Source organism: Ruegeria sp. G5 (assembly GCF_056533365.1).
In genome coordinates this window covers 126,409-148,196 of the sequence record NZ_JBQFOK010000010.1, presented here as the reverse complement: position 1 = coordinate 148,196, position 21,788 = coordinate 126,409, and the positions used below count along the sequence as shown (strand labels likewise).

The following is a 21,788-nucleotide window of genomic DNA, read 5'->3' as shown; positions in this document are numbered from 1 at the left end:
ATATTATTTTGGTAACTTATACGTTTTCTGGTGGGGAATGTCACGTCATACCCCCATATTTTGTGTCAGAGATTGGCTTTTTTAACAGATCAAAGACGATCCAGATCAGCCGCAATGTCACTTGCGATTTCATGGGCATTCACGTCGTCACGCTCTGCCGACAGTCGGAGCCCCAGAATGTCCGATTGATACCGCGCGGCCAGCCGCTCTACGTCATGGTCGGGGCGAATTTCGCCAGCCTCTTGCGCGCGTCGAAACAAGGTGGCGAAACAGTCTTTCATTTCGACCATATGAAAGCTTGCCTTGTTGGCCAGATCATGTCCCTTGGCCTGCAGCTCGGCATACGTCTTGGCCAACATACAGGCTCGGGTCGGCATTTCCTTTTCATCTATCACGAAGTGAGGTTGCGCCTTGAGCGCATTCAACGGCCCTATCTCGTCTGCCATCGCCAAAAGGCGCGCAACGCCGTCCTGCGCATATCGTTCCAAGGTCAAAGCATACAACGCGTCCTTAGAGCCGAACGCTGCATAAAAGCTGCCCGGTTTCAGATTCAATTCGCCTTCGAGATCTTTCAGCGATGTCCCGGCCCAACCTTGTCGCCAGAAAAGATCCCGAGCCTTCGCGATCAACGCATCACGGTCGTATGAGGGTTTTCTGGGCATGGGATTCACCAATTCTTGAATGTTCGCTCAAATATATACTTGAGTGATCACTCAAAAAAGCCTAAATACGACTCATCGCGCCAAAAACAGGAGTTTTGACATGGCAAACTTCCCCTCTCATGACCTGACGACCGCCCCCGAAGGATCCAAGCCTCTGCTGGAAAAATCGCAAGCTGCCTTTGGCCGCCTGCCCGGCCTGCACAAGGTAATGTCGGAAAGCCCCCAGCATCTGGAAGCCTACCAGCTTTTGCATCATCTGTTCCTGCAGACCGATTTCGACAATGACGAAAAGACTGTTGTTTGGCAGACCATCAACGTCGAAAACGAATGCCACTACTGCGTGCCCGCCCACACCGGCATCGCAAAGATGATGAAAGTGTCGGACGAAATTACCGAAGCCCTGCGCAATGAAACGCCGCTGCCGTCGGCCAAACTGGAAGCGTTGCGCACATTCACGCTGCAATTGATGCAGACACGTGGCAACGTGACCGACGAACAGCTGCAAGCCTTCTTTGACGCCGGATACTCTCACCGCGACGTGTTGAACGTGGTTCTGGGCCTGGCACAGAAAACCATGTCGAACTACGTAAACCACATGGCGCAAACACCGGTCGACGAAGTTATGCGCGGTTTCCTGTGGGAACGCAAAGTCGGCGAGCCTGCCTAAGCCTTGACGACCGAGCCCTCATCGCTTTCGGTAACGATCAGCGTCTGGGCCCGGTCACCCAGTTCCGAGAAGAGCTCAGGCCCGGTGCCCGTCATCCAGGCCTGCGCCCCTAACGCGCAAATCTCATCATAAAGCGCCGCCCTGCGTCCGGCGTCCAGATGAGCAGCCACCTCATCCAGCAGCACAATCGGCGGCGCACCGACCATTCCAGCCAACGCACGCGCGTTTGACAGGATCAGCGAGACCAGCAGCGCCTTCTGTTCTCCGGTAGAGCAATCCTTGGCAGGGACCCCTTTCGCTGCGAAAACACCGTATAGATCGGAACGGTGCGGCCCGACCAGCGTTCGGCCGGCAGCCAGGTCGCGGAACCGGCTTTCGTTCAGGGCCTCGCGCAGGTCATCGACAGTATCGGGCATAGAACCTTCGGTTTGCACCAATTCCAGTTCGGCGGAAGGAAACGCCGTTTCCGCCTTATCCTGAGCAGCCCGCAAGTGATCAAGCGCGGCCATCCGCGCCGAATGGATGCGGTAACCTGTTTCGGCCATTTGCCCTTCAAGTGCCGCATACCAATGCGCGTCGCGTACCTGTTCCTTCAAAAGACGGTTTCGTTCGCGCATGGACTTTTCATAGGTCAAAGACGCTTCGGCATGGGCTGGATCGAAACTCAGCGCAATTCGGTCCAGAAAGCGCCGCCGGCCTTCTGCGCCCTCAATCCACAGACGATCCATTGATGGCACCAGCCAGACAACGCGCGCCAGTTTTCCCAGCTCGATCTGGCTGGACGCTTTGTCATCAATTCGTACCTGACGCGCCGCGCCACCCTCTGACCAAGTGTCGATTTCGTAGCTACGGCCACCAAGACTCAAGAGAGCGGACAACTTCCACCCCAACGCCTCGGGCCTGCGGGTCATGTCTGCGGCGCTGGCCCGGCGCATTCCGCGTCCGGGTGAAAACAGCGACACAGCTTCCAGTATGTTGGTCTTGCCCGCACCATTCGGGCCATGGATCGCAACCGGGCGGCCATCCAGCGACAGCCTCGCCAGCTTGTGCGAGCGGAAATGCGAGACCGTAAGTTCGGTCAGGGCCAAACCCATGACCCCTCCCTTTCGCTAGAAGACGCGGGCGCGATCAGACGCGCATCGGCATGACCACATAGACTGCGCTTTGGTCATTGCCTTCGCGCATCAAGGTCGGGTCACCTGCCGAATTGAATAGGAAAACCGCGTTCTCACGATCCACCTGCGACGCGATTTCCAGCAGGTATTTTGCGTTGAACCCGATTTCCAGACGCTCATCCCCGTAGGCCACCGCAAGTTCTTCTTCGGCGGCGCCGCTATCGGGTGCATTCACAGAAAGAACCAGCTTATCTGCCTCAAGCTGCAGTTTTACAGCCCGCGAACGTTCCGATGAGACGGTTGCAACCCGATCTACGGCCTGAGCGAATTCTGCGGCATCCACCTCAAGCTGGCGTGTGTTGCCTTGTGGAATCACACGGGTGTAATCCGGGAAGGTGCCGTCGATCACTTTCGAGGTCAGCGTGATATCGGGCGTTGCAAAGCGTACCTTGGTTTCACTGACCGACACGGCGATATCCATTTCGTCGTCATCCAGCAGCTTGCGCAGCTCGCCCACCGTTTTGCGCGGGACGATCACACCCGGCATATCTGCAGCGCCATCCGGCAGGTCCGCATCGATACGGGCAAGGCGGTGCCCATCGGTGGCCACGCAACGCAAAACCTTACCACCCTCGGATGCATCCGACACATGCATGTAGACGCCGTTCAGGTAATAACGCGTCTCTTCCGTTGAAATGGCGAATTTGGATTTATCGAACAAACGCCGCAGCAATGCTGCCGGAGCGGTAAAGTTCGACTGATACTCAGACGACGCCATGACCGGGAAATCTTCTTTCGGCAAAGTCGCCAGCGAAAAATTCGACCGACCAGCCTCGACCGTCAGACGCCCCGCAGCGCTATCGGCCGTCAATGTCACCAGAGCACCGTCCGGCAATTTGCGTACAATTTCGTGCAGAGTCGTCGCCGCTACGGTTGTTGCCCCTGCCTTTTCGACCTGCGCGGGTGCTTTATCGACAACCTCGATATCCAGATCTGTTGCACGAAACTGCGCCTGATCCCCTTCAGCTTCGATCAGCACATTGGCCAGTATGGGAATGGTGTTGCGACGTTCTACGACGGATTGGGCCTGGGAAACGGCCTTGAGAAGGGTGCCGCGTTCGATGCTGATCTTCATACCCTCAATTCCTCTGACTTGCGTGCCGAAATGGGCGGGACTGGCACGTTAGCGGTTCCACCCTGAGGCACAAGGATTTTTTATGGATTTCTGAGTCGGATTGCCCAAAGCGTCAAGGGGCGCGTGACCCCTTTGGCACAGTTCATGTCGGACCGTGGGCAATTTCGCACAAGAAAACGCCCCGGGCGTGAGGGTCCGGGGCGTTTCCAGAGTGGTCGGGGATGGACCTCAGGCTTCCAGCGAACGCCGCAGCATTTCCACGTCTTCGGCGATCTGCCCGTCCGTGGTTTTCAGCTCTTCGATGCGCTTCACGCCATGCATGACCGTTGTATGATCACGTCCGCCAAACCGACGACCAATCTCGGGCAGGGATCGGCTGGTCAGCTGTTTACACAGATACATCGCCACCTGACGCGGACGCGCGTAAGACCGCAGGCGTTTGGGGCCGATAATATCTGACAGGCGGATGTTATAGTACTCTGAGACCTTGCGCTGAATTTCTTCGACGGTGATCTTGCGTTCGGACGCGCGCAGAACGTCGGCCAGACAATCCTGCGTCAGCTCCATATCGATCTCGCGGCCAACCAGCGAAGCAAAGGCAAAGAGGCGTGTCAGCGCGCCCTCAAGAACCCGCACGTTTGTCGAAATGCGGTGGGCCAGAAATTCCAGCACGCCGTCCGCGATTTGCAGATCAGGATAGGTGCTGCTGTAGTGCTGCACTTTGTTCTGCAGAATACCCAGACGTAGTTCGTAATCCGTTGGATGCAGATCAACAACAAGACCACATTGCAGACGAGACTTTACCCGATCCTCAAGGTCCTTGATCTCACCGGGGGCGCGATCGGCCGAGATGATGATCTGTTTGTTCTGATCGACCAGCGCGTTGAAGGTGTGAAAGAATTCCTCCTGAGTGGAATCCTTACCAGCGATGAACTGCACATCATCCACCATAAGCACGTCGACTGAACGGAAGAGGTGTTTGAAATCCATCATCCGACGCTCGCGCAGTGCTTGCACGAAACGGTACATGAACTGTTCCGCCGAAAGGTATAGCACATTCAGGTCGGGGCGCTTTGTCTTCAGCTCCCATGCAATGGCGTGCATCAGGTGCGTCTTACCCAGCCCCACACCGCCATAAAGAACCAGCGGGTTGAACGTCACCGGGCCACCTTCTGAAACACGGCGCGCGGCAGCATGCGCCAATTCGTTTGGCTTGCCGACCACAAAGCTGTCAAAGGTAAACCGTGCATCCAACGGCGCGGCCTGCAGTGACTCAAGCGCGCTGTTGGCAACTTCTGGCTGTTGCGGCGTTTCGGTCTCCTGAACTTCAACTGGCGCAATCTCGATGTCGGTCGTCGGCCGCACAGGTGAGTTCGCCGCAACACGAAATGCCAGCCGCTGGACGGATTCCCCGGCGGTATTCATCTCGTATAAGATCAGGTCAGCAAAATTCTGGCTAACATAATTGCCCATAAAGTTGGTCGGCACCGAGAACACCGCAACGCCGTCCTGCAGCTCTTGGAACTGAAGAGGCTTGATCCAGGTGGTGTAGTTGTTTTGTCCGATCGCCTTGAGCAGTTTGTTTTGCAGTAGTCCCCATTTTTCTTGTGTCATTCAGCGCCTCACGCATCCCATTCTTTATTGGCCTGTCGGCCTTATTGCTAAGCCCGGTTGCCCGGTATGTGCGGACACTCGGCAAAGGGTTCCCATCCACCGGATCGAATTGATCCGGCGTTCATCCCAGAAAACGATTACATCCAGAACAGAAGACGCCCCAACACCGGAGCACCCCCGGAAACCGGGATGCGTATCGCAATCTCAATTTTCGACAGGGCTGGAATACTTGGTTGTGCCAAGTCCCGCAGCAGATCAGCAACCGGCATGGCCGGCAACCGACATTCGTTCCAAGATCGTCCTGATGCCCGTCAGTCTGATCTGTGAAACAGCCTGTCCCCCCAAGCGAGTGAATCGCTGAATCAGTGGTAACAAGAGGGCGGCGGTCGCGGCAACGAAACTCTGATATTGACTCGGGTCTTTCGGCGAAAGAATCTCTCGGTTTCGTGAGGACGCGGTATTCTGGCAACAGCAGAAAGGGCGCCGCATGGTGCGACGCCCTCTAAAATATATCAGTCTTTCTTACGTGACCAAGGGTCACCCAAAAGCTTAGCCCAGCGCTTTGACGCGTGCCGACAGACGCGACATTTTACGCGACGCGGTGTTTTTGTGGAAAACGCCTTTGGTGACGCCGCGCATCAGTTCGGGCTGCGCTGCGCGCAGTGCAGCGGTTGCCGCGTCCTTGTCACCGGAAGCAATAGCTTCTTCGACTTTGCGCAGGTAGGTGCGGATGCGCGAACGGCGTGCTTTGTTGATTGCAAAACGCTTTTCGTTCTGACGTGCGCGTTTCTTTGCCTGGGGCGAGTTAGCCATGTGTCTCTGACCTTTGTTCGGTACGGTTATCTAGGGTTGCGCGCCACGGAAATTATCCGCACCGGATCAGAAATCACGAGTGTGAGTCGGGCCAAGCGGGCCGCACGCGCATGTATAGCGGCGCTTACTATCCAACTCGTGAGGGTTTGCCAAGTAGATTCTTGAGTACACAAGATGGATACAAAAAAGGCGGGCAACTGCCCGCCAAAGCTTTTTCTAAGATCGCTTACTTGTCGCGAAACTGCGCGGCTCGTTTTTCCAAAAACGCGGCCATGCCTTCCTTTTGATCTTCGGTCGCAAACATCGAATGGAATACGCGACGTTCAAACAACATGCCTTCGCTCAGCGGCAGTTCGTAGCTGCGATTCACCGCCTCTTTAGCAGCCATCGCACTGAGCTGCGATTTCTCGGCGATCTTATGGGCGGCTCCCATGGCCTCTTCCATCAGTTTCTTGGCAGGGACAACGCGGCTGACAAGACCTGCTCGTTCGGCCTCTTCGGCATCCATGAAACGGCCGGTCAGGTTCATATCCATCGATTTGGACTTACCGACAAAACGCGTAAGGCGCTGACTGCCGCCCAGTCCCGCTATGACGCCCAGATTGATTTCCGGCTGGCCGAACTTGGCCGTATCGGCGGCAATTATGAAATCGCACAGCATGGCCAGTTCGCAACCACCGCCCAGCGCATAGCCGGCAACCGCGGCGATGATCGGTTTGCGAATGGCGCTCACGCGGTCATTCACATCCGCAAACAGGTTGGTGGTGTACACATCGACAAAGCTCATCTCGGACATTTCCTTGATGTCCGCGCCTGCGGCAAATGCCTTGTCCGAGCCGGTGACGATGATGCATCGCACCTTGTCGTTCTGATCCGCCTCTTCCAAAGCTGTGCACAATTCCTGTGTCAACTGCGCGTTCAGCGCGTTCAAAGCATCGGGTCTGTCGAGCTTGATTAGGGCGACGTGGTCTTCGATTTCGACGATGATCGTCTCAAAAGCCATGAGGTGTAAGCTTCCGGTTGTTCCGTTCAGATACGATTCATTATCACGCGAAAACCTTGGATCAAGTTATCTTTGGCATTGCGCACAGTAGAAGGATGAGCGACCGGACTGGGTGATTCTTTTTACAGCAGCGCCGCAACCCTCTGTCCGACAAGGCTCGCCCTCGCGCCCGTAAACGTCAAAGCTGTGCTGAAAATATCCAAGTTCTCCATCAGCTTGCCGGAAATCACGCAAAGACGATCCACCGGCCTGGATGGCGTCTTGCAGCACCTGGCGGATGATAGGAACCAGCGCCGCGACACGCTGCGCTGAAATCTGTCCGGCCTTGCGACGTGGCGACACTCCGGCGCGATAAAGTGCCTCGCAGACGTATATATTCCCCAATCCGGCAACGATTCCCTGATCCAGCAATGCTGACTTAACCGGCGTGTTCTTTCTCCGAAACGCATCGATCAGGTGTTGTTCGTGAAAGTCATTCCCCAAGGGCTCTGGCCCCAGAACCGACAGAAGCTTGTGTTCGTCTGCCGTGGCCGTCGGCAACAGATCCATCGCTCCAAACCGGCGCGGGTCGTTGAATGTCACGCGCGCGCCATTTGCCATGTGAAACACCACATGGTCGTGTTTCTCGGTTTTGGGATGGTCGTGCACGAATTGCCCAAGCGGATCGCCCGAGACCGTCATGCGCCCCGACATACCCAAATGAATCAGCAGCGTCTCACCACTCTTGAGATCAGCCAGAATGTATTTCGACCGGCGGCGTAACCGCTCCACCCTCTGACCGGTCAGGCGCTCGGCCATGCGGTCTGGGAAAGGCCATCGCAAATCGGGGCGGTTTACATCCGCGCGTTCGATCACCACCCCTTCCATCGCAGGCGTTAACCCACGGCGGACCGTTTCGACTTCGGGAAGTTCCGGCATGCCTTCTCCTGATTTGCTGCAAGGGCACGTTCCAGCGCCTGCACCATTTCATCATGTCCGGTTACATATTTCAGAATCCGCGCGGTCTTCCCATCCGAAAATCGCAACACGTAATTTCCGTTGTGTCGCAGCCGGATCTGGCAGAGCTTGGTCAAGTCATAATACCGCCGTTGAAAGAAGGGGGTCATGGTTGCCAATTCCGATCCATCAATCGTAACGAAATTGGCGAAATGGTAGATCAGCGTATAAACAACCAGTGCCACCAGGCCCAACTTTATCAGAACGGCCGTTTCAGGATCACCAACGGGTATGAACACCTCAGACGGGGCAAGCTCGGGCCTTATGAAGCCTATGTAAACCAGAATACACAGCACAATCGCCGTGACCGCAATTACGCCGGGTGTGGCGCGAAAGGTCAGGCGGGTCAGCGATTGCTGCGCTGGCCTTTCACTGCCGGCGCGCAGCATAGACTCATTTACGATATCATTGGGAAAGTGTCGCGCGGCCGCGTCAATCTTGTCCGCGAAACCTCTGGCGCGATGCACCCTGAGGACGGTGAGAAACACCGCTCTGACCCGCCACAATATGAAAACAAAGGACAGGATCACCCCCGCCCAAACGGCAAAACTTGTATAATCTGACATCTTTTAAATAACTGCTTTTTAGACAATTCGGATTCTACCGAGCGAGTGTGGAGAATCTAAGGCAACCCAGCGCCTCAAACCGCCTGCTACCTTTTCGCGCGATTGTCTTCCTTGCCGCGGGGCCTATAAGGATGAACAACACTGACAAAGGCATCCTTTCATGTCCGACACCAACGACAAGACCACTCATTTCGGCTTTGAAACCGTGCGTGAGGCTGAAAAGGCCGGGCGTGTGCAGGGTGTGTTTAACTCGGTCGCTTCGAAATACGACGTCATGAACGACGTGATGTCCATGGGTATCCACCGGGTCTGGAAAGACGCGATGATGGACTGGCTGGCCCCACGCCCCGGTCAGCGCCTGCTGGACGTTGCCGGTGGTACGGGTGATATCTCGTTCCGCTTCCTAAAGCGTGCAGGTCACGGTCACGCCACTGTTCTGGACCTGACCGAACCGATGCTGGTCGAAGGCCGCCAACGTGCCGAGGCCGACCAGATGGCCGAAAGCCTCAGCTGGGTGGTCGGCGACGCCATGGCCCTGCCGTTCGAGGATAACACGTTCGATGTCTACACCATCTCGTTCGGCATCCGAAACGTCACCCGCCCACAAGAAGCTCTGAACGAGGCGTTCCGCGTTCTCAAGCCCGGTGGCCGTCTGATGGTGCTTGAATTCAGCCAACTGCCCAATGACGGGCTGCAGAAACTTTATGACCTGTACAGTTTCAACGTCATCCCACGCATGGGCAAGCTGATCGCGAATGACTACGACAGCTATCAATATCTTGTGGAATCGATCCGCAAGTTCCCGGATCAGGAAACATTTCTGGGAATGGTCCGCGCTGCTGGTTTTGAAAACGCCAAGTACCGCAACCTCAGCATGGGCATCGCCGCGCTGCATTCCGGCTGGAAAATCTGATGCGCGGACCCCACAATATTATTCGCCTGATCCGCACAGGCGCCACTCTGGAGCGCACCGGTGCCATGAACGTTGTACTGGACGCGTTCGAAGCCCCGCGCGCCCTGCGCATCGTGGCGCATACCCTCGGCAAACCCTTCCAATGGCTGGGTTATAAAGGCGACCCTGAAATGCCGCCCGCGACCCGCGCACTGACAGCTTTGGGTCCGGCCTATATCAAGTTCGGTCAGGTCCTCTCGACCCGCCCCGATGTGGTCGGCAACGAACTGGCCGCGCAATTGCGCGTGCTGCAGGACAAGCTGCCCCCCTTTTCCAAAGCCGAAGCCATGGCCGAGGTTGAGCGGGAACTGGGCCAACCCGTCTCGGAAATCTTCAGCGATTTCAGCGAACCCATCGCCGCCGCCTCTATCGCACAGGTTCACAAGGCCAAACTGACCAGCACCGGCGAGGATGTCGCCGTCAAAGTCCTGCGCCCCGGCATCGAACGCGCCTTTCGCAAGGATGTTGACGCTTTCTATTTCGCCGCCCGCATCGTTGCGCTTTGCGCCCCGGGCGCCCGCCGCCTGCGCCCGATGGAGGTGATCGAGCATTTCGACGGCGTCGTGCGCGGCGAGCTTGACCTGCGCCTCGAAAGCGCCGCGGCCTCGGAATACGCCGCCAACACCAAAGACGACGCAGGTTTCTGGCTGCCCCCAGTGGTCTGGTCTTTGTCCGCCCGCCGCGTGATGACCCTCAGCTGGGCCGATGGCATCCCGCTGGGCGACAATGACGCATTGGACGCAGCGGGCCACAACCGCCGCGATCTGGCCGAGCGGGTCCTGCGCCTGTTCCTGCTGCATGCTCTGCGCGACGGCTATTTCCACGCCGACATGCATCAGGGCAACCTCAAGGTCGCCGCCAACAGCGATATCATCGCCTATGACTACGGCATCATGGGCCATATCGACGAGTATACTCGCCGCGTCTATGCCGAGATCCTCTTCGGCTTCATCCGCCGCGACTATAAACGCGTGGCCGAGGTGCATTTCGAAGCAGGCTATGTCCCCGCAAACCAGGATGTCGACGAATTCGCCCGCGCCCTGCGCGCAGTGGGTGAGCCGATCTTCGGTATGGATGCCACCCATATCTCGATGGGCCGTCTGTTGAACTACCTGTTCGAAGTCACCGAACGCTTTGGCATGGAAACCCGGACCGAGCTCATCCTGCTGCAGCGTACCATGGTTGTGGTCGAAGGGGTTGCACGGTCGCTGGACCCACATATCAACATTTGGGAGGTCGCGCGCCCGGTCGTCGAGGACTACATCAAGAAATCAATCGGCCCCCGCGCCGCGTTGCGCGACTTTGGCAAAACAGCCCTGGTGCTCGCCCGTTTTGGCCCGCGCCTGCCGGATCTGGTTGAAAACGCACTGATTGCTCAAACCCAAAAAGACGAAGCTCGCAGATCGCCTATTTGGTCCACGGCACTAACCGCAGCGGTCGGAGCCGTCGCCGGTGGCGCGTTGGTCCTACTGCTCAACGCGATCAGCTAGTGACGTCCCACCTGCTTCATCTGGCCAAAAATATCCTCGGGGGGAATCGCGCCATGGCGCGATGGGGGGCAGACAGCCCCCCTGCAACGGCCCCAGATCAGAGCCGTTCGATGGCCAAAGCAATACCCTGACCACCACCAATGCACATGGTGATCAAACCTTTGGTACCGCCGGTGCGCTCTAGTTCGTAAAGCGCCTTCAACGTGATGATTGCGCCGGTTGCACCCACCGGATGACCCAATGCGATCGCGCCACCGTTGGGGTTCACTTTTGCAGGATCCAAACCCAGCTCTTTGTTGACCGCCAATGCCTGAGCCGCAAAGGCTTCGTTGCTTTCAATCACGTCGAAATCCGTGATCGACAAGCCGGTCTTGGCCAATAGGTTCTGCACAGCCGGAACCGGCCCAATACCCATGACCTCGGGGCGAACGCCAGCATGGGCATATCCCAGAATGCGCGCTTTGGGCTTTAAGCCTGCTTTTTCAGCGGCGTCTGCCCTTGCCAGAACCATAGCCGCCGCACCATCGTTGATGCCCGACGCGTTTCCAGCCGTGACGCGCCCCTCTTTCTTGAAGACCGGGCGCAGGCCTGCCAGCACCTCAGTGGTCGTGGCCTTTGGGTGTTCATCGACCTTAAAATCCACCATGTCGCGTTTGACTTTGACTTGCACGGGCGCGATCTGGCTTTCGAAATAACCAGCCTCAATCGCCGCAGCCGCACGATCCTGGCTGGTAACAGCGAACGAATCCATCTGTTCACGGGTGATCTGGTGTTCATCCGCAACGTTTTCTGCAGTGACACCCATATGGCCGGTACCGAACGGGCAATTCAACGCGCCCAACATCATGTCCAGGGCACTGACGTCGCCCATCTTTGCGCCCCATCGTGTCTGCTGCATGATGTGTGGCCCACGCGACATGCTTTCAGCACCACCTGCAACCGCAAAATCCGCGTCACCCAACATCAGGGACTGTGTGGCCGAGACGATCGCCTGTGCCCCCGACCCGCACAAACGGTTCACGTTCATCGCTGGAGTTCCGTTCGGAATGCCTGCCTGCATCGCCGCAACACGGGAAAGGTACATGTCGCGTGGTTCAGTATTGATCACGTGGCCAAAGACGACGTTTCCGATCTGTGCGCCCTCAACACCCGATCTTTCCAACGCCGCTTCGGTTGCGACGGTTGCCAAATCGATAGGGGCCGTGGATGCCAAGGCACCGCCAAAAGTTCCGATGGCAGTACGCGCACCGTCCAGAATCACCACATCAGTCATATTATTCTCCTCCAGAAATCTCGGGCATTATGCACCTGCAGCATAATCTTTAAATCGGACTCTCTGTCACGCCCCGAATTGACATTACCGTGTGCAAGGCGCACTAGATTCCGTCATGACGGAAAACCCAGACGATATCCTAACACTTTTACCTGCCCGGCTAAAGGATGCCCGGCGCGCAAAAGGGCTGTCTCTTGAAGCAGTTGCTAATCTCAGCGGCGTTTCCAGATCGATGGTCAGCCAGATCGAACGCGGCGAAAGCAGCCCGACGATTTCGACGCTTTGGAATTTGACACGCGCCCTGCAGGTCGATTTTGCGGGCCTGTTGGAAGACGGCAAAACTGCCGATCAGATCGAGGTTCTCAGAGATTCCGAAGTACCCAGTATCGACAATATGGGTGAAAAATGCCGAATCCGCATCCTCTCCCCTCCAGAAGAGGCTGGTGGCCATGAAGTTTACGACATTCGGTTCGACGCAGGCGGGGCACTGAACAGTCAGCCTCATGCCCGGGGTGCGAATGAGCAATTGACGGTGCTTGATGGTGCGGTGCGTGTTACCTCGGGCTCTGCGGTCAGCGATTTGAAACAAGGCGACACGGCGCGATACGCGGCAGATGTTCTGCATGCCATCACGGCGGACGGCCCCGCGCGCGTCTTTCTTATTGTCAAAAACGCCTGATATCCAAAACGCGCGGGTGTTTGCGTAACACCCATCGTTCGTTCAGGTAGGGTGTCTCGTCGTCTGCAATTAAGCCCAAGACTTGCGGATGAGGTTCAGCACCCTGAATATATGCTGGTAAAGCCTGGGGTTCAGGACACATATTCCGGATTTCCAGTATTGTGGATTTTTTTCCGCAATTTCGAATTCCCCTATTTCGGATTCTTTTCCGTTATGGTAGACACACCGTCATGCTAGGAGGATTCGATGTCTCAAGATTTCCTGAACCATGTCGCTGATACGCTTGATCAAATCCGGGCCGAGGGGCTTTTCAAGACCGAGCGAATGATAACCTCGCCTCAGGGCGGTGAGATCACTGTGGGCGACAACCGGGTCATCAACCTTTGCGCCAATAACTATCTTGGTCTGGCGGATCATCCCGCACTGATCAACGCTGCCAAGTCCGCGATGGAGCCCAAAGGGTTTGGCATGGCCTCAGTTCGCTTCATTTGCGGCACGCAGGATATCCACCGCGAGCTGGAACAGAAGCTGGCCGCGTTCCTGCACAAGGACGACGCGATCCTGTTCGCGGCCTGTTTCGATGCGAACGGAGGGCTGTTTGAGCCTTTGTTAGGGCCTGAAGATGCAATCATCTCGGACAGTCTGAACCACGCCTCGATCATCGACGGGGTGCGGCTGTGCAAGGCCAAGCGCTATCGCTATCTGAACAACGACATGAATGACCTCGAAGCGTGGCTGAAACAGGCGCGCGAGGATGGGGCGCGGCACATCATGATCGCGACCGATGGCGTGTTTTCGATGGATGGCTATCTGGCCAACCTGCCGAAAATCCGTGAACTGGCAGACAAATACGATGCCATCGTCATGGTGGATGACTGTCACGCCACCGGCTTCATGGGGCCGCGTGGAGCGGGTACGCCGGATCATTTCGGCGTCGATGTGGACATTCTGACGGGAACTTTGGGCAAGGCACTTGGGGGGGCAATCGGCGGTTACATCGGCGGGCCGCAGCCAGTGATCGACCTGCTGCGGCAGCGGGCGCGGCCCTATCTGTTCTCTAATTCGCTGCCGCCCTCCATCGTCGCCGCCGGGCTTGAGGCGATCCGCCTGGTGGAAGAGAGCGACATGCTGCGCGCCCAACTGTTCGGCAACGCCAAATACTGGCGCGCAGGGCTGGAAAAGCTGGGGTTCGACCTGCTGCCCGGTGAACACCCGATCATTCCGGTCATGCTGGGTGAAGCGACATTGGCGCAAGAGATGGCGTCAAAACTGTTTGACGAAGGCGTCTATGTCTCGGGCTTTTTCTTCCCGGTCGTCCCCCGCGGTCAGGCGCGGATCAGAACGCAGATGAATGCGGCCCTAACACGCGACGAACTGGACCGTGCCTTGGCGGCCTTTGGTAAAGTTGGCAAAGAACTCGGAGTCATCTCGTGATCCTACCCTCTGTTATCGGCGCGATGGAAAATACGCCGTTGGTCGATTTGTCGCGCGTCTGTGCGCAGCTTAATCTGGACGGGAGGATTCTGGCCAAGCTGGACTATCTGCTGCCTGGGTTCTCGAAAAAAGACCGTGCGGCCCGTTCGATCATCGAATTGGCCCGCGCCGACGGTACGCTTGCGCCGGGGCAAACTGTAGTCGAGCTGACCTCGGGCAATATGGGCACGGGTCTGGCCATAGTCTGCGGTATTCTGGGTCACCCCTTTGTTGCGGTGATGAGCGCCGGAAACTCGGTCGAACGCGCCCGCATGATGCGGGCGCTGGGGGCTGAAGTGATCATCGTACCCCAAGCCGACGGTAGCAATCCGGGCGAGGTCTCGGGTGCCGATCTGGCGCTGGTTGATGAGGCCGCGCAGCGCATCACGGCCAAGCGGGGCGCTTTTCGCGCCGATCAGTTCGGCCACTCCGGCAACCCCAATGCCCACCAGACAGGCACCGGGCCTGAAATCTGGGATCAGTCCAGCGGATACGTGACGGCCTTTTGCGATTTCGCCGGGTCCGGCGGCACGCTGGCCGGGGCTGCCGCGTATCTGAGCCCACGCGGCGTGCGATGCTATGCCGTTGAACCCGAAGGCGCGCAAGCCATCGCCGGGGAAACCGTGACCGCCCCGGATCACCCGATTCAGGGCGGTGGCTATGCCATGGACGATCTTGCCCACCTGACCGATACCGCGCTTGCAGGCCATCTGGCTGTTTCCGGTGCGCAAGCTCGCGATTGCGCACGCCTTCTGGCCCGGGCCGAAGGGATATTCGCCGGCTACTCGGCCGGCGCCAACCTTGCGGCGGCCATCCAGCTGTTAAACGGGCCGGAAAAGGGCGGTTGCGTCGCAATTGTGATGTGCGACAGCGGCCTTAAATACCTGTCCACCGATCTTTGGGAGTAATCATATGCGACCCAACACCATGAAAGCGCTTGAGAAATCAAAACCCCAAGAGGGTCTGTGGATGATACAGGCCCCGGTGCCCGAGATTGGGCCGGATGAGGTTCTGATCCGCGTCAACAAGACCGGCATCTGCGGCACTGACATTCACATTTGGAACTGGGATGACTGGGCCTCGGCTACGGTGCCTGTTCCCATGATCACCGGTCACGAATTCGCCGGTGAGATTGTTGAGATGGGGCGCAATGTGACGGGGCTTGAGATCGGCCAGCGCTGCTCGGGCGAGGGCCATCTGATCACCAATGACAGCCGCCAAAGCCGCGCGGGTAAATTTCACCTCGACCCCGGTACGCGCGGTATTGGCGTGAACGAACAGGGCGCGTTTGCGCAATACCTGAAGCTGCCAGCCTTCAACGTCGTCCCCCTGCCTGATGACGTCCCTGATGAAATCGGTGCGATCCTCGATCCGCTCGGCAATGCCGTTCACACCGCCCTCAGCTTTGATCTGCTGGGCGAGGATGTTCTGATCACCGGCGCGGGCCCCATTGGCATCATGGCCGCCGCCGTCGCCCGGCACGCAGGCGCACGGCATGTTGTGATCACCGATATCAATGCAGACCGTCTGAAACTGGCCGAACATGTTGTGCCAACCGTGCGCACGGTCGATGTGTCGAAAGAGGATCTGCAGGACGTCATCGCGGAACTCGGCATGACACAGGGGTTTGACGTCGGGCTTGAAATGTCGGGGTCCCAAGCCGCGCTGGACCAGATGGTCGAGGCCCTGGTGATGGGGGGCAAGATCGCTCTGCTGGGTATCCCGCCCGGGAAATCTCCCGTGGACTGGTCGCGTATCGTGTTCAAGGCCATCACGATCAAAGGCGTCTATGGGCGTGAGATGTTTGAAACCTGGTACAAGATGATCGCCATGTTGCAGAACGGTCTGGACGTCAGCCGGGTGATCACGCATCAGATGAAGGTCGACGACTTTGCCCAAGGGTTTGCCGCGATGAAATCCGGCCAGTCCGGCAAGGTGGTTCTGGACTGGACCTGACGCTCTGGCACCGCGCGGGTTTTGACCCTAAACAAAGGGACACCCGCGCGTTTGGAGGAGCACATGGGCGACAACGACAGGTATCTGGAACGGGGAATCGAAGAGACTCTGGTCACCGATTTCACGGAAACCCACCGCAAAAGCTATGGCGACTTTCTGCAGCTCAAAACCCTGCTGAACCTGCAAAAGACCTTTCAGGACCCCGCCCAACCCGATGAGATGCTGTTCATCATCATCCATCAGGTCAGCGAGCTGTGGCTGAAACTGATGCACCACCAACTGGTCGAAGTGCGCCGGTTTCTGCGGCAAGACGACTTTGGCCCGGCAATGAAAAACCTGGACCGTGTGAAAGCGATCCAGCGACAGTTGATTGCGTCGTGGGAAACCCTGCTGACGATGACGCCCAGCGATTACATGACCTTTCGGCAGGCTCTGGGCAGTTCATCTGGGTTCCAAAGCTATGGCTACCGCCAGATCGAATTCATTCTGGGCAACAAGGACGCCGCGACCCTGAAAGTTCACGCGCATGACAGCGACATCATGGAAATGTTGACTGCCGCGCTCAACAAGCCGTCGCTGTATGACGAAGTCCTACACATGATGGCCCGGCAGGGGTTCGATGTACCGGATGATCTGCTGTATCGGGACTATGCTCAGCCTTATTCCGGTGACCCTCGGGTTGTAAAACTGTGGGTGGAGGTGTTTCGCGACACCGAAAGATATTGGGATCTGTATGCGCTGGCCGAAAAACTGATGGATGTTGAATCCTTGTTCCAACGCTGGCGTTTTGATCATGTCACCGCGGTCGAGCGTGTGATTGGCAATCAACCGGGCACTGGCGGCTCAAGTGGTGTTTCGTTTCTGCGCAAAGCCTTGGATTTGCGCTTTTTCCATGATCTTTACGACGTACGCACCGAACTGATGTATTCGGAACAGGAAGACTAGATGCTGTATCGCGGCTTTACACAAAGTGAACTGGATCAGGAATATTCCCCACGGTCGATGATCGGTGGCGACCTGACGCCCTATGTCGACAGCTACACGGCGCTCAGCGCGCAAAACCGCGCGCAGATGGACTGCCAACAGAACCTTGCTTACGGAGACGCACCCGCGCAGGTGCTAGATTTCTTTCCGGCAAAAGGCGCGGGCGCACCGCTGCATGTGTTCATCCATGGCGGTTATTGGCAGGCACTCAGCCAGCGTGAGTCCGCGATGATGGCCCCGGCGCTGATCGAGGCCGAGCAGTCCTTTGCCACCCTGAACTACACGCTCGCCCCCGAGGCCCGCATCGGCGATATGATCGAGGAATGCCGCAACGCCCTGCTCTGGCTCGCGGCGAATGCACCTGACCTTGGGTTCGATCCATCGCGTGTCACGTTATCAGGGCACAGTGCAGGTGGGCATTTGGCGGCCATGGTCATGGCAACATCGGCTGATGCGCTGGCCCGTGCCGGCCTGCGCGTGCGCGATGTGATCCTGATCAGTGGGGTTTACGATCTGGAACCGATCAGCCTGACGCCCGTCAACGACCCGCTGCAACTGACCCCGGTCGAGGTGCACGATCTGTCGCCCATCCTTCACCTGCCCGCCCCCGGCCCGCGCTATCGCGTGACGGTGGCCGAGCGCGACACGCCCGAATTCATCCGCCAAAGCCGGGATTATGCCGAGGCGTTGCGCAAGGGAGGGCATTCCGTCAGCTTCGATCTGCAAAAGGGGTTGCAGCATTTCGACATCATCATGCATCCGGGGACGTTTATGACCGAAAACCGGTAGGCAGTCTTCTGGGGTTTCAGACGCATTCAAAGACTAATTTTTCACTGCGGGCACTAGTCCCTTCAGCGTACAGCCGGGTCCTTAATACCTATTTTGATGTTTAGCGACGACCGGGCCCAAGGGGACTGAATGCCATCCGTTTCGCCAATCACATCAGTTCGCACTTGTTCGAACATAGGCTCTAAAGTCAGGCTAGAAGTTCCGATCGCACGTGCAATCGCGGATGTGTAAGGGCTGTTTGTACCGGTCCCGTCCAAGGCGACTTCACCGGGGCCTGTTGCGTACGCGATCAGATTGTTCGGCCTGGCAGTCATACGTGCAAGCCCGTCGCCCAAATCCACGATCACATCCGATTGGTTGCCAAATGGATTGTCGCGGCAAGCATCCAGGATCATGACACTAACAGCTTGTGGCGTGTGAACGCGGTCCAGTATCCACTCCGCCGGAACGGCTTGGTCCGCGATATCAGCCTCGGACTGAATGTTCACACCCAGCGGTAGAAGGTAGTTAAAACCATCGCTGCGCACACCGTGCCCTGCGAAATAAAACACGGCCAATGCCTCGGACCCCGCCGCGCGTACTGTGCTGGCAAAGGTCTCAACTTCACCCGTCATCTCATCAAGGGTCACATCTGTCAGCGTCGTTACTTCGAAACCGGCACCCCGCAATGCGTCGCTCATCAGACGTGCGTCGTTCACAGGATTATCCAGCGCCGGGACATTTGTGTATGCAGCGTTACCAATCACCAAAGCGAACCGCTCATGCGCCGCGGATGGTCCAGCCAACAGCGTGATGAAAATACAAAGCACCGCCAAAATACGCATCGATTGAATCTCCAAGTTTATCAAACCAGAGACGCCAACCGATCGCTTCCCAGCAACTACCTGTTGCGCGTTCCCTCAACCAAAACGAGTAACAAATCAGAGCTATGCTTCCAACGCCTATATGTTGAAGGCTACTTTGTACCTTGCGTTTAACACATGGTCAGTTTCATCTGCCTTCGAGCAAACAACTTTTTGGGGCTTTGCGCTGCGTACGTCCCTAATAAAACCAAAAAAACAGACGAATTATCTGCGCGATCCCACAAAAAAACAGCGGCCCCAAAGGACCGCTGATTGTTGATTTCTGCAAGCTACCGGATCAGTCCAGTGTCCGTGTAACCTCTTCGCGTTCGAAGATTTCGATCACGTCACCAGCACGGATATCGTCGTAGTTTTCGAACGCCATACCGCATTCCTGACCCGACTGAACCTCAGCCACTTCGTCCTTGAAGCGTTTGAGCGTTTTCAGCGTGCCTTCGTGGATCACCACGTTGTCGCGCAGCAGGCGGACACCGGCAGAGCGACGCGCCACACCTTCGGTGATCAGACAGCCAGCGACCTTGCCGACGCCGGTGACCTTGAAGACTTCGCGGATCTCGGCGTAACCGATGAACTTTTCGCGGATCTCGGCGCTCAGCAGGCCCGAGGCTGCCGCTTTCACGTCGTCCACCAGATCGTAGATCACCGAGTAATAGCGGATCTCGACACCCTTCTGGTTCGCAGTGTTCCGCGCCGAAGCGTTGGCACGGACGTTGAAGCCGAAGATCGGCGCGCCGGAGGCTTCGGCCAGACCCACGTCGGTTTCGGTGATCGCACCCACGCCCGAGTGCAGGACACGCACGCGTACCTCATCGTTTCCGATCTTTTCCATCGCCTGAACGATGGCTTCGGCCGAACCTTGTACGTCCGCTTTCATCAGAATCGGCAGCTCGGTGACGTTTTCGTCTTCTTTGGCCTTCTGCATCAGCTGCTCAAGGGTGGTCGCGGCACCGGCGGCGGCGCGTTTGTCCTTGGCGGCTTGTTCACGATAGGCGGCGATTTCACGGGCCTGCGCTTCGGTCTCGGTGACGTTCAGAACGTCACCCGCTTCGGGCGTGCCGTTCAGGCCCAGAACCTCGACCGGAACCGAGGGGCCAGCTTCTTTGACGCGGTCGCCCTTGTCGTTGATCAGCGCACGGACCTTACCGTATTGCTCACCCACAACAAAGATATCGCCTTGGCGCAGCGTGCCGTTCTGAACCAGAACGGTGGCCACAGGACCACGGCCCACATCCAGTTGCGCCTCGATCACGGCACCTTGGGCGGCGCGGTCGGGGTTGGCTTTCAGTTCCAGAATTTCGGCCTGCAGCGCGATGGCTTCCAGCAGCTCGTCCAGACCCTGACCGGTGATGGCAGAGACTTCGACATCCTGAACCTCACCCGACATTTTCTCGACGATGACTTCGTGCTGCAGCAGATCAGTGCGCACCTTGTCCGGATTCGCATCGGGTTTGTCGACCTTGTTGATCGCCACGATCATCGGCACTTCGGCCGCTTTCGCGTGGTTGATCGCCTCGATCGTCTGCGGCATCACGGCGTCGTCAGCCGCAACAACAAGAACAACGATATCCGTGACCTGAGCACCGCGCGACCGCATCGACGTAAACGCCGCGTGGCCGGGCGTGTCCAGGAAGGTCAGCGTGGTGCCGCCATCGGTTTTCACCTGATAGGCGCCGATATGCTGGGTAATGCCACCAGCCTCACCAGCCACAACGCGCGCGTCGCGGATTGCATCCAGCAGCGAGGTTTTGCCGTGGTCAACGTGACCCATGATGGTGATGACCGGCGGACGCGGCTGCAGATCATCATCGCTGTCTTCGACTTCCTTGATGACGTCTTCAACATCCGAATCGGATACACGAGTGACCTTGTGCCCGAATTCTTCGATAATCAGTTCAGCGGTGTCAGCGTCGATGGTCTGGTTCTGCGTAACCATCATGCCCATCTGCATCAACGATTTGACAACGTCAGCCACACGCTCGGCCATACGGTTGGCCAGCTCCGAGACCATGATCGCCTCGGGCAGCTGTACGTCGCGGATCACCTTTTCCCGTTCGACCGGGCCGCCCATCGCTTTCTGGCGCGCGCGCTCTTGCTTGCGCTTCATCGACGCCATCGAACGCTGGCGATTGCCCTCGCCACCTGTGGCCTGACCCAGTGTTAGTTTGCCCGAACGACGGTTGTCATCACGACCTTTGCCACGACCGCGCTGCTCACGCTCACGGTCCTGCTTGCGCGGGGCTGCGGCGGGCGCGGGTTTGCTGGCCGGAGCACGGGCAGCCTTGGGTTCTTCGGGTGGAGGTGCAGCGGCAGCGCGTTTGGCGGCTTCTTCCGCCTCTTTGCGTTTACGCTCTTCCTCTTCTGCCTTGGCGCGGGCGCGTTCTTCAGCTTCGCGCTGCTCGCGTTCCTTGGCTTCCTGTTCCGCACGACGGCGGGCGCGCTCTTCTTCGCGCGCTTTTTCTTCGGCCTCACGGGCCGCAGCCTCTTCGGCCTCGCGGGCCTTGGCGGCCTGCAAAGCTTTCATCCGGCGCGCCATTTCCGCGTCGGAGATCCCGGCTGGGCGGCGCGACGGATCACCCGAAGGCGCAGCTCCGCCACCCGGCTTGCTGGCACCCGGCTTGGGGACCACCACGCGTTTGCGCTTGGTTTCCACCACGACATTTTTGGTGCGTCCGTGGCTGAAACTCTGTTTCACATTTCCGGGGCGTGCCCCGCCACGAAGACCTAATGTCTTTTTGCCGTCATTATCGCTCATAAAGCT

Annotated in this window: 21 protein-coding genes; 9 read left to right on the top strand and 12 right to left on the bottom strand. The window is 57.7% G+C overall.

Annotated elements, in window-relative coordinates; all coding sequences use genetic code 11:
* Positions 1-89: 89 nt before the first annotated feature.
* The gene (locus tag ACR0BD_RS16940; RefSeq protein WP_480698193.1) at positions 90-662 is read right to left on the bottom strand and encodes a TetR/AcrR family transcriptional regulator; all 573 of its coding nucleotides are present in this window, start codon (positions 660-662) and stop codon (positions 90-92) included.
* Positions 663-762: 100 nt separating this feature from the next.
* Between ACR0BD_RS16940 and ACR0BD_RS16935 the strand changes: the two genes are divergently transcribed.
* On the top strand, positions 763-1,329 hold the full coding sequence (locus ACR0BD_RS16935) for a carboxymuconolactone decarboxylase family protein (RefSeq protein ID WP_480698195.1): 567 nt from the start codon (positions 763-765) through the stop codon (positions 1,327-1,329).
* Here the strand turns inward: ACR0BD_RS16935 and recF are convergent.
* From recF to ACR0BD_RS16895, 8 genes are all read right to left on the bottom strand, one after another.
* On the bottom strand, positions 1,326-2,423 hold the full coding sequence (gene recF / locus ACR0BD_RS16930) for a DNA replication/repair protein RecF (RefSeq protein ID WP_480832155.1): 1,098 nt from the start codon (positions 2,421-2,423) through the stop codon (positions 1,326-1,328). The genes ACR0BD_RS16935 and recF overlap by 4 nt on opposite strands.
* A 34-nt stretch (positions 2,424-2,457) precedes the next feature.
* The gene (gene dnaN / locus ACR0BD_RS16925; protein WP_480698199.1) at positions 2,458-3,579 is read right to left on the bottom strand and encodes a DNA polymerase III subunit beta; all 1,122 of its coding nucleotides are present in this window, start codon (positions 3,577-3,579) and stop codon (positions 2,458-2,460) included.
* A gap of 228 nt (positions 3,580-3,807) precedes the next feature.
* The gene (gene dnaA / locus ACR0BD_RS16920) at positions 3,808-5,193 is read right to left on the bottom strand and encodes a chromosomal replication initiator protein DnaA (RefSeq protein WP_480832153.1); all 1,386 of its coding nucleotides are present in this window, start codon (positions 5,191-5,193) and stop codon (positions 3,808-3,810) included.
* A gap of 137 nt (positions 5,194-5,330) precedes the next feature.
* A complete protein-coding gene (locus ACR0BD_RS16915; RefSeq protein ID WP_480832150.1) occupies positions 5,331-5,462 on the bottom strand; it encodes a hypothetical protein in 132 nt (43 codons plus the stop codon).
* A gap of 280 nt (positions 5,463-5,742) precedes the next feature.
* Positions 5,743-6,006, bottom strand: a complete 264-nt coding sequence (rpsT, locus tag ACR0BD_RS16910) for a 30S ribosomal protein S20 (protein WP_170351928.1) — start codon at positions 6,004-6,006, stop codon at positions 5,743-5,745.
* Between the two features lie 226 nt (positions 6,007-6,232).
* On the bottom strand, positions 6,233-7,009 hold the full coding sequence (locus tag ACR0BD_RS16905) for an enoyl-CoA hydratase (RefSeq protein WP_480698203.1): 777 nt from the start codon (positions 7,007-7,009) through the stop codon (positions 6,233-6,235).
* Between the two features lie 66 nt (positions 7,010-7,075).
* Positions 7,076-7,927: a bifunctional DNA-formamidopyrimidine glycosylase/DNA-(apurinic or apyrimidinic site) lyase gene (gene mutM, locus ACR0BD_RS16900; protein WP_480832148.1), complete on the bottom strand. Its 852-nt coding sequence runs from the start codon at positions 7,925-7,927 to the stop codon at positions 7,076-7,078.
* Complete coding sequence (locus ACR0BD_RS16895) at positions 7,885-8,571, bottom strand: hypothetical protein (protein WP_480832146.1); 687 nt, start codon at positions 8,569-8,571, stop codon at positions 7,885-7,887. The genes mutM and ACR0BD_RS16895 overlap by 43 nt, the downstream gene beginning before the upstream one ends.
* A 160-nt stretch (positions 8,572-8,731) precedes the next feature.
* On the opposite strand from ACR0BD_RS16895, the gene ubiE reads away from it, so the two are divergent.
* Both ubiE and ubiB read left to right on the top strand, forming a co-directional pair.
* The gene (gene ubiE, locus ACR0BD_RS16890; protein ID WP_480832145.1) at positions 8,732-9,484 is read left to right on the top strand and encodes a bifunctional demethylmenaquinone methyltransferase/2-methoxy-6-polyprenyl-1,4-benzoquinol methylase UbiE; all 753 of its coding nucleotides are present in this window, start codon (positions 8,732-8,734) and stop codon (positions 9,482-9,484) included.
* On the top strand, positions 9,484-11,013 hold the full coding sequence (gene ubiB, locus ACR0BD_RS16885) for a 2-polyprenylphenol 6-hydroxylase (protein ID WP_480698211.1): 1,530 nt from the start codon (positions 9,484-9,486) through the stop codon (positions 11,011-11,013). Before ubiE ends, ubiB begins: the two co-directional genes overlap by 1 nt.
* A gap of 97 nt (positions 11,014-11,110) precedes the next feature.
* Here the strand turns inward: ubiB and ACR0BD_RS16880 are convergent, their stop codons facing one another.
* Positions 11,111-12,286, bottom strand: a complete 1,176-nt coding sequence (locus tag ACR0BD_RS16880) for an acetyl-CoA C-acyltransferase family protein (RefSeq protein WP_480832144.1) — start codon at positions 12,284-12,286, stop codon at positions 11,111-11,113.
* 115 nt (positions 12,287-12,401) lie between these two features.
* On the opposite strand from ACR0BD_RS16880, the gene ACR0BD_RS16875 reads away from it, so the two are divergent.
* The 6 genes from ACR0BD_RS16875 to ACR0BD_RS16850 all read left to right on the top strand — a co-directional run bounded on the left by ACR0BD_RS16875 (position 12,402) and on the right by ACR0BD_RS16850 (position 18,167).
* Complete coding sequence (locus ACR0BD_RS16875; protein WP_480832142.1) at positions 12,402-12,965, top strand: helix-turn-helix domain-containing protein; 564 nt, start codon at positions 12,402-12,404, stop codon at positions 12,963-12,965.
* 246 nt (positions 12,966-13,211) lie between these two features.
* A complete protein-coding gene (locus ACR0BD_RS16870; protein ID WP_480832140.1) occupies positions 13,212-14,399 on the top strand; it encodes a glycine C-acetyltransferase in 1,188 nt (395 codons plus the stop codon).
* Positions 14,396-15,346 carry a PLP-dependent cysteine synthase family protein gene (locus ACR0BD_RS16865; RefSeq protein ID WP_480832138.1) on the top strand — a complete coding sequence of 317 codons (951 nt, stop codon included), beginning with the start codon at positions 14,396-14,398 and terminating at the stop codon, positions 15,344-15,346. Before ACR0BD_RS16870 ends, ACR0BD_RS16865 begins: the two co-directional genes overlap by 4 nt.
* 19 nt (positions 15,347-15,365) lie before the next feature.
* A complete protein-coding gene (gene tdh / locus ACR0BD_RS16860; protein WP_480832211.1) occupies positions 15,366-16,394 on the top strand; it encodes an L-threonine 3-dehydrogenase in 1,029 nt (342 codons plus the stop codon).
* Positions 16,395-16,457: 63 nt separating this feature from the next.
* Positions 16,458-17,339 (top strand): tryptophan 2,3-dioxygenase, encoded by an 882-nt coding sequence (locus ACR0BD_RS16855; protein WP_480832136.1) that lies wholly within the window; start codon positions 16,458-16,460, stop codon positions 17,337-17,339.
* The gene (locus ACR0BD_RS16850; RefSeq protein WP_480832134.1) at positions 17,340-18,167 is read left to right on the top strand and encodes an alpha/beta hydrolase; all 828 of its coding nucleotides are present in this window, start codon (positions 17,340-17,342) and stop codon (positions 18,165-18,167) included. It begins immediately after the preceding gene.
* A gap of 62 nt (positions 18,168-18,229) precedes the next feature.
* Here the strand turns inward: ACR0BD_RS16850 and ACR0BD_RS16845 are convergent, their stop codons facing one another.
* Positions 18,230-18,991, bottom strand: coding sequence for a caspase family protein (locus ACR0BD_RS16845; RefSeq protein WP_480832132.1), 762 nt, complete (start codon positions 18,989-18,991; stop codon positions 18,230-18,232).
* A 316-nt stretch (positions 18,992-19,307) separates the two neighbouring features.
* Positions 19,308-21,782: a translation initiation factor IF-2 gene (gene infB, locus ACR0BD_RS16840; RefSeq protein WP_480698226.1), complete on the bottom strand. Its 2,475-nt coding sequence runs from the start codon at positions 21,780-21,782 to the stop codon at positions 19,308-19,310.
* Between the last annotated feature and the right edge of the window lie 6 nt (positions 21,783-21,788).

Coding starts and splice junctions, on each gene's coding strand:
- ACR0BD_RS16940 (WP_480698193.1), bottom strand. CDS start 662: ATGCCCAGAAAACCCTCATACGACCGTGATGCGTTGATCGCGAAGGCT.
- ACR0BD_RS16935 (WP_480698195.1), top strand. CDS start 763: ATGGCAAACTTCCCCTCTCATGACCTGACGACCGCCCCCGAAGGATCC.
- recF (WP_480832155.1), bottom strand. CDS start 2,423: ATGGGTTTGGCCCTGACCGAACTTACGGTCTCGCATTTCCGCTCGCAC.
- dnaN (WP_480698199.1), bottom strand. CDS start 3,579: ATGAAGATCAGCATCGAACGCGGCACCCTTCTCAAGGCCGTTTCCCAG.
- dnaA (WP_480832153.1), bottom strand. CDS start 5,193: ATGACACAAGAAAAATGGGGACTACTGCAAAACAAACTGCTCAAGGCG.
- ACR0BD_RS16915 (WP_480832150.1), bottom strand. CDS start 5,462: ATGCCGGTTGCTGATCTGCTGCGGGACTTGGCACAACCAAGTATTCCA.
- rpsT (WP_170351928.1), bottom strand. CDS start 6,006: ATGGCTAACTCGCCCCAGGCAAAGAAACGCGCACGTCAGAACGAAAAG.
- ACR0BD_RS16905 (WP_480698203.1), bottom strand. CDS start 7,009: ATGGCTTTTGAGACGATCATCGTCGAAATCGAAGACCACGTCGCCCTA.
- mutM (WP_480832148.1), bottom strand. CDS start 7,927: ATGCCGGAACTTCCCGAAGTCGAAACGGTCCGCCGTGGGTTAACGCCT.
- ACR0BD_RS16895 (WP_480832146.1), bottom strand. CDS start 8,571: ATGTCAGATTATACAAGTTTTGCCGTTTGGGCGGGGGTGATCCTGTCC.
- ubiE (WP_480832145.1), top strand. CDS start 8,732: ATGTCCGACACCAACGACAAGACCACTCATTTCGGCTTTGAAACCGTG.
- ubiB (WP_480698211.1), top strand. CDS start 9,484: ATGCGCGGACCCCACAATATTATTCGCCTGATCCGCACAGGCGCCACT.
- ACR0BD_RS16880 (WP_480832144.1), bottom strand. CDS start 12,286: ATGACTGATGTGGTGATTCTGGACGGTGCGCGTACTGCCATCGGAACT.
- ACR0BD_RS16875 (WP_480832142.1), top strand. CDS start 12,402: ATGACGGAAAACCCAGACGATATCCTAACACTTTTACCTGCCCGGCTA.
- ACR0BD_RS16870 (WP_480832140.1), top strand. CDS start 13,212: ATGTCTCAAGATTTCCTGAACCATGTCGCTGATACGCTTGATCAAATC.
- tdh (WP_480832211.1), top strand. CDS start 15,366: ATGAAAGCGCTTGAGAAATCAAAACCCCAAGAGGGTCTGTGGATGATA.
- ACR0BD_RS16855 (WP_480832136.1), top strand. CDS start 16,458: ATGGGCGACAACGACAGGTATCTGGAACGGGGAATCGAAGAGACTCTG.
- ACR0BD_RS16850 (WP_480832134.1), top strand. CDS start 17,340: ATGCTGTATCGCGGCTTTACACAAAGTGAACTGGATCAGGAATATTCC.
- ACR0BD_RS16845 (WP_480832132.1), bottom strand. CDS start 18,991: ATGCGTATTTTGGCGGTGCTTTGTATTTTCATCACGCTGTTGGCTGGA.
- infB (WP_480698226.1), bottom strand. CDS start 21,782: ATGAGCGATAATGACGGCAAAAAGACATTAGGTCTTCGTGGCGGGGCA.